Source organism: Thalassospira profundimaris WP0211, from assembly GCF_000300275.1.
Classification (GTDB): domain Bacteria; phylum Pseudomonadota; class Alphaproteobacteria; order Rhodospirillales; family Thalassospiraceae; genus Thalassospira; species Thalassospira profundimaris.
The window spans coordinates 850,555-863,904 of the sequence record NZ_AMRN01000001.1 but is presented as its reverse complement, the minus strand read 5'-3'; the positions used below and the strand labels follow the sequence as shown (position 1 = coordinate 863,904).

13 protein-coding genes and 1 other RNA gene are annotated in these 13,350 nt (G+C 54.5%); 9 read left to right on the top strand and 5 right to left on the bottom strand.

The window, feature by feature from the left end:
- The first annotated feature begins 170 nt into the window (after nt 1-170).
- A complete protein-coding gene (locus TH2_RS03895; RefSeq protein ID WP_008889095.1) occupies nt 171-1,046 on the top strand; it encodes a substrate-binding periplasmic protein in 876 nt (291 codons plus the stop codon).
- Nucleotides 1,047-1,113: 67 nt separating this feature from the next.
- On the opposite strand, the gene TH2_RS03890 is transcribed toward TH2_RS03895, so the two are convergent.
- Nucleotides 1,114-2,796 carry an EAL domain-containing protein gene (locus TH2_RS03890; RefSeq protein WP_008889094.1) on the bottom strand — a complete coding sequence of 561 codons (1,683 nt, stop codon included), beginning with the start codon at nt 2,794-2,796 and terminating at the stop codon, nt 1,114-1,116.
- Between the two features lie 459 nt (nt 2,797-3,255).
- Here TH2_RS03890 and TH2_RS03885 point away from each other — a divergent pair, with 459 nt between their 5' ends.
- The 4 genes from TH2_RS03885 (at nt 3,256) to TH2_RS03870 (ending at nt 7,488) form a co-directional block, all read left to right on the top strand.
- Nucleotides 3,256-3,951 carry a pyrimidine 5'-nucleotidase gene (locus TH2_RS03885; protein WP_008889093.1) on the top strand — a complete coding sequence of 232 codons (696 nt, stop codon included), beginning with the start codon at nt 3,256-3,258 and terminating at the stop codon, nt 3,949-3,951.
- Between the two features lie 250 nt (nt 3,952-4,201).
- On the top strand, nt 4,202-5,059 hold the full coding sequence (dapD, locus tag TH2_RS03880; protein WP_008889092.1) for a 2,3,4,5-tetrahydropyridine-2,6-dicarboxylate N-succinyltransferase: 858 nt from the start codon (nt 4,202-4,204) through the stop codon (nt 5,057-5,059).
- Nucleotides 5,060-5,213: 154 nt separating this feature from the next.
- Nucleotides 5,214-6,359: a succinyl-diaminopimelate desuccinylase gene (dapE, locus tag TH2_RS03875; RefSeq protein WP_008889091.1), complete on the top strand. Its 1,146-nt coding sequence runs from the start codon at nt 5,214-5,216 to the stop codon at nt 6,357-6,359.
- Nucleotides 6,360-6,405: 46 nt separating this feature from the next.
- Entirely contained in the window at nt 6,406-7,488 is a 1,083-nt protein-coding gene (locus TH2_RS03870) for a 2OG-Fe(II) oxygenase family protein (protein ID WP_008889090.1), read from the top strand.
- A 17-nt stretch (nt 7,489-7,505) separates the two neighbouring features.
- On the opposite strand, the gene TH2_RS03865 is transcribed toward TH2_RS03870, so the two are convergent.
- Nucleotides 7,506-8,174: a TetR/AcrR family transcriptional regulator gene (locus TH2_RS03865; RefSeq protein ID WP_008889089.1), complete on the bottom strand. Its 669-nt coding sequence runs from the start codon at nt 8,172-8,174 to the stop codon at nt 7,506-7,508.
- 146 nt (nt 8,175-8,320) lie between these two features.
- Between TH2_RS03865 and TH2_RS03860 the strand changes: the two genes are divergently transcribed.
- Nucleotides 8,321-8,989 carry a glutathione S-transferase family protein gene (locus tag TH2_RS03860; protein WP_008889088.1) on the top strand — a complete coding sequence of 223 codons (669 nt, stop codon included), beginning with the start codon at nt 8,321-8,323 and terminating at the stop codon, nt 8,987-8,989.
- Nucleotides 8,990-9,118: 129 nt separating this feature from the next.
- On the opposite strand, the gene TH2_RS03855 is transcribed toward TH2_RS03860, so the two are convergent.
- Nucleotides 9,119-9,736, bottom strand: coding sequence for a glutathione S-transferase family protein (locus tag TH2_RS03855; protein WP_040822313.1), 618 nt, complete (start codon nt 9,734-9,736; stop codon nt 9,119-9,121).
- A 148-nt stretch (nt 9,737-9,884) separates the two neighbouring features.
- Between TH2_RS03855 and TH2_RS03850 the strand changes: the two genes are divergently transcribed.
- Both TH2_RS03850 and TH2_RS03845 read left to right on the top strand, forming a co-directional pair.
- Nucleotides 9,885-10,763: a LysR family transcriptional regulator gene (locus tag TH2_RS03850; RefSeq protein ID WP_008889086.1), complete on the top strand. Its 879-nt coding sequence runs from the start codon at nt 9,885-9,887 to the stop codon at nt 10,761-10,763.
- A 55-nt stretch (nt 10,764-10,818) separates the two neighbouring features.
- Nucleotides 10,819-11,187 (top strand): DUF1636 family protein, encoded by a 369-nt coding sequence (locus tag TH2_RS03845; protein WP_040822612.1) that lies wholly within the window; start codon nt 10,819-10,821, stop codon nt 11,185-11,187.
- 41 nt (nt 11,188-11,228) lie between these two features.
- Here the strand turns inward: TH2_RS03845 and TH2_RS03840 are convergent, their stop codons facing one another.
- Nucleotides 11,229-12,029 (bottom strand): transporter substrate-binding domain-containing protein, encoded by an 801-nt coding sequence (locus TH2_RS03840; protein ID WP_157193792.1) that lies wholly within the window; start codon nt 12,027-12,029, stop codon nt 11,229-11,231.
- A 78-nt stretch (nt 12,030-12,107) separates the two neighbouring features.
- Complete coding sequence (nudC, locus tag TH2_RS03835) at nt 12,108-13,034, bottom strand: NAD(+) diphosphatase (RefSeq protein WP_008889083.1); 927 nt, start codon at nt 13,032-13,034, stop codon at nt 12,108-12,110.
- Nucleotides 13,035-13,224: 190 nt separating this feature from the next.
- Here nudC and ffs point away from each other — a divergent pair.
- Nucleotides 13,225-13,319, top strand: an RNA gene (gene ffs, locus TH2_RS20695) — signal recognition particle sRNA small type.
- Nucleotides 13,320-13,350 lie beyond the last annotated feature (31 nt).

Here is a 13,350-nt window from a genome sequence, read left to right as displayed (position 1 = left end):
GTCACTTTGCAAAAAGGCCGGTGTTTGACACCGGCCTTTTTTTGTTGCGTGACTATTTGTAAATCTTTCTACCTTAAATTGTTTCATGCATCGCGCGAATAACTCATCCTTATCCGCCAAAGCGTGATAACATATTGATTCCGTTATTTTTTTAGAGCGGTTAAAAAATCGTGGGAAAGTGGGCCGGTATTCTTTCATATGTGTCTTTGCGCCGTTCTGCTATCGGCGCGCGCCAACATCTGCGCATGTGCAGCAAGGTCATTTGCCTGACCCTTGGTGCCTTGGTCCTGTTTGGCACAATAAGCACGGCATCGGCCCAGAACGCCCTGATCCCCCCCGCTGGCAACCAGCGTACCGTTACGCTCGCGTGCAATCCGTTCCCGCCTTCAAAAATTGCCGAGAACGCCACTTTGCCGGGCTACGACATCGAAATATTGCGCGCCGCATTTGCCACGCGCAACATCACCCTGATCACGCCGTTTTACCCTTGGCGACGGGCCTATTTCCTTGCCAGCACCGGACAGGTCGATGGCCTGTGTTCATGCAGTTACCTGCCTGAACGTGAAGAGGATATGTTTTACTCCTACCTGCTCGGCCATGTCGGGGTCGCTTTCTATGCGTTTGGCGAGACCGCCCTGCAATCTCTGGAAAAGATTTCTGATGCCAGAAACATGATCATCGGTGTGGTCAGCGGTTACAGCCTTGAATCAACCGCCCGTGCAGCCGGGCTTGATGTTCTCGTGGTCAATAACGAGGCCACCCTTCTTAATATGCTGCTGTCACGTCGTATCGATGCCGCCCTGTCCTACAAGGCACCGATGGAGTACGAGCTGCATCATTCTCAACACACCATCACCGATATCGAGAAGGTCCATTCCAAGGTGATTTCGACCAATCCCTACTTTGCCTGCATCTCGCGCCAGGCAAGGGACCCAAAGACGTTGCTCAGGGAACTGAACAACGGCCTTGTCACAATCCGGGAAAACGGCCTGTTTGAAAAAATCCTCGCCCGATATGGCGTGACTTCCGAGGACAGCAAAAACTGATCGGGCCAGTCAGCTCCGCATCTCGCGGCTCAATATCCCTGCCCGGGACTGTCCTCGCCTGCCAGCATCACCGCTTGTAAACAGAATCACGCCAATACAGCGTAATGTCGGCCTCTGGCTTGCCGAACAGATAGCCCTGCGCATAGTCAAAACCGGCCTTGGTCACAAGTTCGCGCATCTTGTCTGTCTCGATCATCTCGGCGACAACCTCGACATTAATATCGTGACACAAATCGACAAGTGATCGCAGGAACGCCAGCCCCTTAGGCGTCTTGGTCGATTGCCGAATTGATTCGCCGTCAATCTTTACATAATCGATATCCATTGCGCTGAGATACCGGAAGTTCGACGCACCAGTGCCGAAATCATCAAGGCAGATCTCGACCCCGAATTCACGGAAACGGGCAATCCATTTTGCCGCCGTATCGATATCTGCGATTTCGGCGGTTTCGGTGATCTCAAGCATCAATTGGCCAAGTGCTTCGCGATGGCGCTCAAACAGCGCAATCACAGACCGGCAAAAATCCGGATTTCCCAACGAATGGCCGGAAATATTCACAGCAACCCGGGCGGTTATCCCCTGATCAAGCTGGGAGGTGATCCATTTAAGGTTTCGGCGCAACATCGCCAGATCAAGGCGATGGACCATATTGACCTGCTCGGCAAAGCTGACCAGTTCCTGTGTCGGGATCAGCTTGCCATCATCGTCATAGAACCTTACCAGCACTTCGAAATGATGGATTTCCGCATTCGGCAGGCGCACGATCGGCTGATACACCGTGTCGAACTTCAACTGATCGACCCGGGTGCCAAAATCCTGCATCGCCGAAAAGGTATTGTTGACCAGATTGTCCGCCTGGCCCATCAGGCGCGAAAATGTAAAGCTGTGCTCCTGCCGGTCACAGAACCGCCGGATGGAATACAAAACCCCGCGCGCCAGATCGCCCGGCGGGATCAGCTCGGCGGTAAAATCGGTCACGGATGAACTGACCTCGATGCCAACCCCGGTCGGATCGGCATCGCGCACACATTCCTCGATCCGTTTTTCAAGATCGCCAATCGGGACATCTGCGCGATGTAACATGCCAAATTGTTCTGTCCCCAGTCGCCCGGCCGTGTCGCCCGCAACCGAATGGGCGCGCAGAAAGGCTCCGACGCTGGCCATCATTTCCGCCTGTTCGATCTGTTTCATCCGCGCGCATAGCGGATCAAACGCATTGAGGGTCATCAGGGTAAATTTGTGCTCGATCCCGGTTTCCCGGCGCGCCATCAACCGTTCCGTGACGACCTTTGACAGGCTTTCCTCATCAAGAAGTCCCGTAGCAGTGTCGCGCTGAAGGCTGGCGGCAACATCAGGCGACAGGGCATTGATCGCAACCCTGAGTGCGACAAAGAAATGATCGCCAAGATCAGGCAGGAAATAGCCGCTCATGGAAACCGGCGGGCTTAACATGTCGGCCTGCTGATTAAAGCGGACCTGAATATTGTCCATGCGCCCGCGACGGCGCGCGACACGCAACATCTCTGTCACCAGCGGGCGATACTGTTTGGCCAGGAATTGGATGAACGACTTCCCCGACAGGTCTTGTGGCCGATGCCCCAAAATCCCGTCTGATGCGCCAGAGGCAAAAACAATGCGCAGATCCCCGTCCAGTTCCAGAAGAAGATCCCCCCAGACAAAGGCCAATGCCGCAAAACGGTTTCTTTCTTTGCGCAGTTCGGTTGTTCGCGCCTTTATAAGTTTATCCAATGCACCCTCTCACGCTGCCCGGATCATCAAGTGATTCCCTTCCCCCGAGCACGGAAACCAGTCTGATCGCCTTAATGGCTTTCGGTCATTTTCACTGCTTCTACTTAACAAGGGTTTTACAAAACCTGAATTTCCTATGCGGACGGATAATAATGTCCTCGCCCGGTTTTCCGGGCCGAACCTCCATCACATTTGATACGCGCAGCCCAAGGCCGCAGACATGGATCACAAGTAAGAACCCAATATATGTTTGCTCTTTTTGGCGGTTTTAAACCCCTGTGCCGTTCACGCCGGATACCCTGCAATTCAACGGCGAACAAATGACCACGGGTACACCATTTGTGGTTCTGATTGATCCTGATGGTTTGCAACGCCGTAAGGATCGCATACAAATGTCGACTGCCTGACACGCGCGCCAGGCACGTCTGTCCAACAAGCATATCCGGAAGGCCCCAGATCATGACCACCGCCCCGAAACGCAGATCCGAATTGCCCCGTGTCGACGATGACAGCGTTCTGATCTTTGATCTCGACAACACGCTTTATCCGGCGGCCTGCAATCTGTTCTCACAGGTGTCTGATCTGATCGGGCAATATGTCCGCGATGCCCTGAAGCTTGAGGCAACCGAAGCCCACCGTGTGCAAAAGGACTATTTCCATCGCTATGGCACCACCTTGCGCGGGTTGATGACCGAACATGAAATCGATCCGGCCGATTACCTTGCCAAGGTCCATGACATTGATCTGTCCGTGGTCGACCCGGCACCGGATCTTGCCAGCGCGCTGAATGATCTTCCGGGCCGTAAACTGATTTTCACCAATGCATCGCGGGGCCATGCCGAACGGGTGATGGATCGCCTTGGCATTGCTGATCATTTTGAAACCATCTTTGACATCGTCGATGCCGAATACATCCCGAAACCAAAGCAGGAACCCTATGACCTGCTTCTGGCGCGCGATGGCATCGATCCGACCCGTGCGGTCTATTTCGAAGACATGGCCAAAAACCTTCTGCCGGCCAAGGATATGGGCATGACCACCGTCTGGGTGCATACCGATCTTGAATGGGCGCAGGCCGGCCGCGATGATCCGCGCATTGATCATGAAACTGATGATCTTGTCGGTTTCTTGCGCGGGCTTAACAGCGGATCGTAATCCTCCGTTAAAGCTGCGCCCAATCAGGGTGCTTTAGTTTCCCGCTACCGGGCACGGCAGCGCTGATTTGTCATCGTTCCAGGATTGAGCTTGGCGGTATGATCGGCTATGTCTATCGGCCATACGGGATCAGGAACGGAAATCTGCCTGAAACAGGCGTTTCTACGTAAACTGGCGGAGTTGACTTGCGCGCGCGCATTGACCATTCTCCGCCAACGCAATTTTGGCTGACCGCAAGGACCTTCGAAAAATGAACAGAACCGAGCTTGAAGGCGTGATCAACGTCGCATGGGAAAACCGCGACGAGATTAACTCCTCTACCCAGGGTGAAATCCGCAAGGCTGTTGAACAGACGCTTTCCGCCATGGATTCCGGCGACCTGCGCGTTGCTGAAAAATCAAAGGCCAGCAACGAAAGCAAGTGGGTTGTCAATCAGTGGGCCAAAAAGGCGGTTCTGCTGTCCTTCCGTCTAAATGACATGACCACCATCGCAGGCGGTCCGGGCGAAAACACCAACTGGTGGGACAAGGTCCCGTCAAAGTTCGAAGGTTGGGGTGAAGCCGAGTTTAAGAAGGCCGGTTTCCGTGCCGTTCCGGGCAGCATCGTGCGCCGTTCGGCCTATGTCGCACCGGGCACCGTTTTGATGCCGTCCTTTGTCAACCTTGGCGCCTATGTTGATACCGGCGTGATGGTCGACACCTGGGCAACGGTTGGATCCTGCGCGCAGATCGGCAAGAACGTTCACCTTTCGGGTGGTGCCGGTATCGGTGGCGTGCTTGAACCGCTTCAGGCTGGCCCGGTCATCATCGAAGACAACGCCTTTATCGGTGCACGTTCGGAAATCGTTGAAGGTGTGATCGTCGAAGAAGGGGCCGTCATTTCGATGGGTGTCTTTATCGGCGCATCGACCAAGATCATCGACCGCACCACCGGCGAAACCTTTGTCGGTCGCGTTCCGGCCTATTCCGTGGTCGTTCCGGGCAGCATTCCGGGCAAGCCGCTTCCGGATGGCACCCCGGGACCGAGCCTGTATTGCGCGGTCATCATCAAACGTGTTGATGAAAAGACCCGCTCAAAAACCTCGATCAACGAATTGCTACGCGACTGATCTGCGACACGCAATGTGATCATGATATAAGGGGCGAAACGGATGGCTGTTTCGCCCCTTAATGTATATTTGTTCCTTTTTTGTTTCACATGAAACATAAAAATAGGCGTAAATTCCTATACAGACGCAAACCACTAAGACCAAGAGAGTGCCAATGTCTACCGCCCTTGAACTTGCACAATCCCTGATCCGCTGCCCGTCGGTTACTCCCGCCGATGAAGGCGCGCTTGATGTGTTGCAGAAGGCGCTCGAGGCACGGGGATTCAAGTGCACGCGCAAGGTCTTTGACGGTGATGACAGTGATGCGATTGATAACCTCTATGCCCGTCTGGGGACCAAGGGGCGCAATTTCTGTTTTGCCGGTCATACAGATGTGGTGCCCGCTGGCGATGTTGCCGCCTGGACCGTTGATCCGTTCGGGGGCGAAGTCAAAGATGGCCGTCTGTTTGGCCGTGGGGCGGTGGATATGAAAACCGGCATTGCCTGCTTTGTCGGTGCGGTTGACGCGTTTCTTGCTGCCCATCCGGATTTCGATGAAAGCATCTCGTTCCTGATCACCGGCGATGAAGAGGCTGACGCGATCAACGGCACAGTCAAGCTGGTTGAATGGTGCGATCAGCAGGGCGAGAAATTTGATGCCTGTCTGGTCGGCGAACCAACCAACCCGAAATATCTGGGCGAGATGATGAAGGTTGGCCGCCGTGGCTCCATCACCGGCTGGCTGACGGTTTATGGCGCACAGGGCCATGTCGCCTATCCGCATCTGGCCGACAACCCGGTCCCGCGCATGATCAAAACGCTCGATGTTCTTAATTCCCGCGAGCTTGATCAGGGAACCGACCATTTTCAGCCCAGCAACCTTGAAATCACCACGGTTGATGCCGGAAATACCGCAACCAACGTGGTTCCGGCCAAGGTCAGTGCGGCGTTCAACATCCGCTTTAATGATCAGCACACAGGCAGCGATCTTAATAAGTGGATCGAAGATGTCTGTGCCGAGCATGCCGGTGCGCACGATCTCAAGGTCAAGATTTCCGGCGAGGCGTTCCTGTCCAATCCGGGAAAACTCGCCAACCTGATTGCAGATGCGTCGGAAAAAATCACCGGCAAACGCCCAGAAATGAGCACGACGGGCGGCACATCCGATGCGCGCTTCATTCAGAAATATACCGAAGTCGCAGAATTCGGTCTGGTCGGACAAAGCATGCACAAGGTCGATGAGCACGCCATGGTCGATGACATCGAAAACCTTGTGAGAATTTACAGCGAAATTTTGTCCGGGTACTTTGTTTCTTCGTAATCAACGGCGACACGTTTCCTTTTTCTGACTTTCTGGATTTTCGATCATGACCGGTTCAGCGCAGCAGCCCCAAAAAATCAAAAGTCTTGAAGCAGGAGACTTTGTCCCGAAGATCGTCCTGCCCGACACCGCAGGCAGCAATGTTGACCTAGCCGACCAGCTTATTGCGGGCAACACGCTGGCCTTGTGGTTCTTCGATGAAAAACCCGGCAAAGCCGAGTGGGAGAAAATTGATCAGCTTCGTGATGCGACCGCAGATGCCGAAGTGCTGCATTTCACCGTAATTGGGGGGAAAAAAACGCCGAAGAAATCCGGCAAGGCCAGCGCGAAGGCAACCGAGCTTTTTGATGCGGAAAACAAGTTGCGCATGCTATTTGCCTGTGCAGACGGCAATGTTGCCCTGATCGATCCCAACCATCGTCTGAGCAAAATCGGCTCGATATCGGAACTTGATGATTTGATCACAAGCTGCAACGCAATTGCGGCACAAACTGCCCCGGAGCCGGCATCCTATCAGGCACCGGTTCTGGTGATGAAGGATGTGCTTGAACCCGAGCTGTGCGCTGACTTGCTGGCCTATTGGGAGGCCGGCGAAAAGAAGGCAGATGGGGTATCTCAAGGTGATATTGGCAGCAACATCGCAAAGGCCAATATCAAGAAACGCAACGACGTGGTCCTACTTGATGAAGGGCTTTTCAATCGGGTTAAAACCCGGCTTGTTACGCGCCTGATGCCGGAACTGATGAAGGTATTCCATTTCAAGACTGCCAGTATGGAAGCCTTGCGTATCGGGTGCTATGACTCAGCCAATCAAGGTCATTTTGGCCGCCACAGAGACAATCGCACCGCCTTCACAGCCCATCGAAGATTTGCGGTATCTCTGAACCTGAACCCGATTGATTACGAAGGTGGTCAGGTGCGCTTCCCGGAATATGGCCGGGCAGTTTATGCGCCGCCGCCCGGTGGTGCTGTCGTATTTTCATGTTCGCTTTTGCATGAAGCATTGCCGGTTACCAAAGGCCGGCGATTTGCCATCTTTACCTTCTTGACAGACGAGGCCGGCGCACTGGCCGAACAGAAAATGATGGCTGAACGCAAAAAGCAAATCACGCCGCTGGCAATGAAATAACCGCCAGACCCCGGCGTTCAGTTCATCGATGAGGCTGCCAGATGGCGGTGGCGGGAACGTGATACATGCTCCCGGCTTGCTTTCAGAATGCTGTCGGCCGTTTCGGAGTCCACCGCACGGCTCAGCACCACTGCCCCGACCAGCATCGCCAGCATGGATGTGGCTTCGGTGCGGTAGCCATCAGGAACATCCGGCAGCACGGACGCACCGTCAATCGGGACGGGCTTGTCCATACCCGGAACACCGTCTTCCTTTGCCAATTTCCAGGCAAGTTTGCCCGATGCCTGGTCAATCAGTTTTGAAAACGCCGAACGCGCCTGATCGCCGGAACGTGAGACCTCGGATGACAGGGTTGGCAGCGCACATCCAAATTCGGGGTTATCAATATGGACCCGTGACAGATAAAGTTCGGCAAAGGATGTCACCCAGTCGCTTCCAGACAGTTCGGCCTTGCGCAATTTTGCCAGCACGGGCGATGACAAAAGCGACATGCCGTTTTCAACGCAGGCAACAAACAGGGCTTCCTTGTTCTTGAAGTGGGCATAGAACCCGCCACGGGTCAGCCCGGCCGCTGCCATGACCTGATCAATCGTGACATTTTCAAACCCGTGCTTTTTAAACAGCGCACTGGCCGCATTAACAATGCGAATGCGGGTTTTGGGTTTGTGCGTCGGCGCATAGGGCATTTCGAACTCCACCAGGTAATCGGCACGTCATCGGATGTTTGGATCGGGCGACAGATCCACCATGACACATTCTGATAATATGTTCTTGAACATATTATGGGGGACGTAATCCTGTCTGCAAGTTCACCGAACAAAAGGGTCTTGCCATGTCGGATGTCACAATTATCGGAATGCCGCGCAGTAACCTGACACGCACGGTTCGCATTGCCTGTCTGGAAAAGGAAATACCGTTCGCGTTCAGCAGCCATAATGTCCAGCCACCCGGCCATCCGCCAACACCGGAACTGTTGCGCAACAACCCGTTTGGCAAGGTCCCGGTCCTGACCCACGGGCAGTTCGTGCTTTATGAAACCGCCGCCATTTGCCGCTATATTGATGATAATTTCCCCGGGCCGTTATTGCGCCCGGTGCATGCCGAAAAAGCGGCCCGGATGAACCAGTGGATCAGTGTCGCCATGACCCGGCTTGATCCGGACATCATCCGCAATTTCGTTATTCCGATGTTTTTTGCCGATGACGTCAAACGTCGTGACCCGGCATTTACCACCCGGATGAACGAGATGACGGACCGCATCCGTCATGATCTTTCTGTCCTTGATGCTGCTTATGCCGATGGCTGGGTTTGTGGTGACCGTTTCACCATTCCCGACATGATGATCATGCCGATGATGCATTATCTGAACGCGTTGCCGGGCGGCCCTGAAATGTTGGCAAGCGCGCCCAATGTCGCCAACGCCTTTGCGCGTTTCAAGGCGCGAAGTTCTGCAGCCCAGACCGACCCGCTTTTGCCAGAAAATCTTTTGAAATCAGCCTGACGATTGTACCGCCGCTCTGACGTTTCTCCCGTCAGGGTATTCAGCCACCACGGATGGGAACAACTTCCCCCGCCTCCCCCCTTGCCTTGGGTGACGTTCCTGTTTGTGGTGGCTGCTTTTTGGTGCCCTTTAAGGCGTCCAGGTGATCGGCACATAGCCGGGAACCGCCGTCATCCGGTCAAGCCAGGCGCGAATGCCGGGATAGGGTGCCAGACTGATTTTGCCAAGCTCGGCCCGGTGCGTGTAGGCATAAAGCGAGATATCGGCGATGGTAAGCGCATCGCCCACCAGCCAGTTATGCCCTGAAAGACGCTTTTCCATCAGATCCAGCGCACGCTTGGCACCCGCCTGTTTCATCGGTCCGAGAATATCGGCATGTTCCGGCAGGCCCTTGATCGCATACCAGGAAATCAGAACGGCGACGTTCGGTTCATGGTCATATTGTTCAAAGAACAACCAGCTCATCATATCGGCCCGGTCATAGGCATCCTCGGGGATGAAATTGGTGCCTTCGGCCAGATAGATCAGAATGGCGTTGCTTTCAGCAAGGGTCCTTCCGTCATCAAGGACAAGGGCCGGAATTTTGCCGTTCGGGTTTACCTTTTCAAGGTATTCGGGCGTGTGGGTTTCGCCTTTCATGATGTCGCGTTCGACATATTCAAACGGTTGACCCAGCATGGATAGCAGCAAACGGACTTTATAGCCGTTACCCGACATCAAATAGTCGTTCAAAATCATCAGAGTCATACTTGTGGCATATGCATCAAAAGCATTCGCGTTACAGCATTGGCCGGCCGGGTTTGATATTTGCCGCTGGATCGAAATCGGACAATCGAATAGTTTTGACCCTATTGTTCAAAATTCCTGATCAATTTTTCTGATCAAAGGAGAGGCCATGGATTCCGATCTTCTCAGAAGCTTTGTTGCCTTTGCCGAATGCGGCAGCTTCAACCGTGCCGCCGACCGTATCGGGCGCACGCCATCGGCCTTTTCGATGCAGATGAAGCGGCTTGAAGAACTGGTCGACAACAAGCTGTTTGAACGCGATGGCCGCAACGTTCAACTGACCCATGAAGGCATCACCTTTGTCGGCTATGCCAGACGGATCCTGAGCCTTACGGATGAGGCGATGGGACAATTGCGTTCTCAGGAAGAAAGCCGTCCGATCCGCATCGGCTGCCCGGATGATTATGCGCAAAAGATTTTGCCAATTGTTCTGCGCGCCATAAGTAGCGTGCATCCAAAGGCGCGCTTTTTCGTGTCGGTCAATCCGACGATCCTGCTCCGCCGGATGCTTGATCAGGGGGAGCTTGATCTGTCGATCATCAGCCGATCGGAAACAGGCGAAGAAGGATATTTCCTGCGTCACGAACCGGGCGTCTGGGTAACATCGGCAGTTCATAAGCAGCATCTTCTTGATCCGCTGCCGCTTGTCCTGCCGGCCGAAGATTGCAAGTTTCATGCATGGGCGATTGACGCCTTTTCGAAATCCAACCGGCCCTTCACGCTTTATGCGACATCCCGTCAGGCGGCCTCGATGCTGCATCTTGTGCGCGACGGGTTGGGGGTTGGCGCCCTTGCGGCGGCCAGTGTGACCGACGAATTCAAAATCCTTGATGCCCGCGACGGATTTCCACCGCTGCCAGCCGTCGGTGTCGCTGTCATGCTGGCCGAAGAAGCCCACCCGCTGGTCAATCGCCAGCTTGCCGGTGCGATCCAGGAATATGTCACACATCATCTTGATGATGACTTGACCAGACCGGTCGCAAGCTGATTGGATGCGCCCCCGCGTCGTTTTACCTGTCACCAGCCCGGATAAGATCACCCGCATGACCGCCAAGTCCCGCCTGAATATCTGCACGACCTGCACGTCCTCAACCGCCAGCGCACCAAGTGATCCGCGTGATGGTCAGACGCTTTTTGAGCGCATTCAGGAAGTCTGTGCCACGCGCGATCTGCCGTTTGAGGTTAAACCGGTTGAATGCCTGACCAATTGCAAGTCTGGCTGTTCGGTCGCGCTGAACGGATCGGGCAAGTGGGGATATGTTTATGGCAATGTTGATCCCGACAGCATGGTCGAGAATCTGTGTGAACTGGCGTCAAAATATGCCGAAAGTGAAAAGGGCATTGTTGCCTGGCGCGAACGGCCAGATGCCCTGCGGCGCAATGTTATTGCCCGCATCCCACCGATCGACTAGCAGATGCGGTCGGGGCTTTATGTCGGGATTTGGTTCAGGACCTAGCCAGACAAACCGATGTGAAGTTGCTGCCACAGGCGTTCGACCTCGCCAGTGGATTGCAGTTTCGCAATCAATTGGTTGAACCGTTCAAGCGGGATCGACGATCCGGCGGACAGCACCGCCACCAGATCATGGACGGCATCGGGTTGATCAGAAATCACAAGGCTTTCGCGCAAGGACGGGTAATCGACAAACCGGGCGGCCAGAAAGCCCGCCGAGACAATACCAATCGGGGCTTCCCCGGCCAGAAGTCCGTCAAGGACCTCTTGCTCGTTATAGCGCAGCAAAACATCAAAGTTCTGGCGCAGATATTCCGGATCCGCGTTGAAATCGGCAAATCCGTAATGGAACCCCAAGACGCACAGGATCGGATGATTGGTCACATTCGACAGCAGGCTTTGGATGTCATCGCGTCCAGCCAGAGTCAGATAAAGGTCTTTTTCCTGAACAATGGGTTCGGAAAAGCGAACATCAAATTCCTGCCACTCCCATTGTGAACTTTCCAGCAGAACAAGGTCCACCTCGCCACCGGTTACGGCCTGATAGCGCCGGCGCGATGAGGTTTCGGCAAGTTCAAACACATATTCGTCCTGCAAATCATTCAGAAGTCTGATCAGGTGCAGAACCATGCCCCGTGGCTTGCCATCCTCATAGAAATAGACCACGCCATATTCATACGCACCGACCTTGACGGGGATCCGTTGATGGGCCTTTGCGGCCGTTACTGCGAACAAAGTCGCAAGCAAACAGACAGCAATGCCGGTTACAACCAAATCGCGTAGAAAACGTATCGCTACCAAAGCTTTTCCCTGAATACCGATCATCACCCAGTACAGCGATGCCGTATCACCAGGATGGTGACAAAGGCCTCTTTGTCTCTATATGTGGCCCGCGCACCAGTTTTCCAGAAGGAAGCGTGCGATAGATATCGGACGCGGCAGGTTGATACCTTTTTTGGGCAGGTTTGGCACATCATCGCGATGCACCCACATCGCAAACTCGATTTCTTCGTTATCGGGCAAAAGGTCTGTTGTTTCGGCCTCGGCAACAAAGCCCAGCATCAAAGAACCCGGAAACGGCCAGGGCTGGGATGCGACATATTGCGGGCGTTTGATCCGGACGCCGACTTCTTCGAACACCTCGCGCGCGACGGCCTGTTCAAGGGTTTCGCCCGGTTCGACGAAACCGGCCAGAACCGACACCATGCCGGGCAGGAATTGCGGTGATCTTGCCAGCAACACATGATCCTGATGATGGATCAACATGATCACGGCCGGATCGGTGCGCGGGAAATGCGATTTGCCGCAGTTCGGGTTGCTGCATTGCAGACGATAGCCCGCCTCTGCCACCACATTCGGATGGCCACAGGCCCCGCAGAACTGGTGCCCCTGATGCCAGTTGAAAATCGCGCGCGCCTGTGCGGCAAGGGCGGCCTCATCCACCGAAAGATTGGCCATGCGGGTGCGCATATCGCCAAAACCACCGCCGAGTTTGCGGATGGCCTCGTCACGATCGGTCACCACCGCGGCAATATCGACTGCAATCACCGGTCCGCTTTCATCGCGGCCAAGATAAATCCACTGCCCGCGATGAAGATCAACATCCAGATGCGGCACGGCCGGGGCACCCAGCACCACCAGTTCGTGGGCGTCCATATCCTCGGGCCAGGCAAAAAGTGGATCACCCGCGTGACAGATCAGGATACGCAGCGACTCCTCGGCCAATAGAACCTGTTGCCAGTCTTCGCGTTTGCGCAAAACCGCATCGCGATCAAGATCAACGGATTCATAAAACAGCCTGTGCATGGTGGTCACTTTCTTGAAATTCTGATGCGGAAAATATCGGGCAAGCCCATGGGATCGCCGACATTTCCTGTGGTGACGGAGCATGACATTAACGTGGGTGGGGATCGGTCAAAAGCCACGATTGCTTGATAACAGAAAAAATCCCAGCCAACCCTTGCGTTTTATGGACGCTTGCGCGATATAGGGGGCGAGAGGCTGGCAGTGGACGGACCGCTCGCCAACCCGGTCAGGACCGGAAGGTAGCAGCCGTAACGAGTTTTTCCGGGTCGCTGTTCAGTCTCTCACCCTTTCATTTCTCCCTTTGAAATCGCTGATA

What these genes read in the sequence shown, in the direction of transcription:
- TH2_RS03885 (WP_008889093.1), top strand. Translation starts at nt 3,256, where the DNA reads ATGACCACCGCCCCGAAACGCAGATCCGAATTGCCCCGTGTCGACGAT.
- dapD (WP_008889092.1), top strand. Translation starts at nt 4,202, where the DNA reads ATGAACAGAACCGAGCTTGAAGGCGTGATCAACGTCGCATGGGAAAAC.
- dapE (WP_008889091.1), top strand. Translation starts at nt 5,214, where the DNA reads ATGTCTACCGCCCTTGAACTTGCACAATCCCTGATCCGCTGCCCGTCG.
- TH2_RS03870 (WP_008889090.1), top strand. Translation starts at nt 6,406, where the DNA reads ATGACCGGTTCAGCGCAGCAGCCCCAAAAAATCAAAAGTCTTGAAGCA.
- TH2_RS03865 (WP_008889089.1), bottom strand. Translation starts at nt 8,174, where the DNA reads ATGCCCTATGCGCCGACGCACAAACCCAAAACCCGCATTCGCATTGTT.
- TH2_RS03860 (WP_008889088.1), top strand. Translation starts at nt 8,321, where the DNA reads ATGTCGGATGTCACAATTATCGGAATGCCGCGCAGTAACCTGACACGC.
- TH2_RS03855 (WP_040822313.1), bottom strand. Translation starts at nt 9,736, where the DNA reads ATGACTCTGATGATTTTGAACGACTATTTGATGTCGGGTAACGGCTAT.
- TH2_RS03850 (WP_008889086.1), top strand. Translation starts at nt 9,885, where the DNA reads ATGGATTCCGATCTTCTCAGAAGCTTTGTTGCCTTTGCCGAATGCGGC.
- TH2_RS03845 (WP_040822612.1), top strand. Translation starts at nt 10,819, where the DNA reads ATGACCGCCAAGTCCCGCCTGAATATCTGCACGACCTGCACGTCCTCA.
- nudC (WP_008889083.1), bottom strand. Translation starts at nt 13,034, where the DNA reads ATGCACAGGCTGTTTTATGAATCCGTTGATCTTGATCGCGATGCGGTT.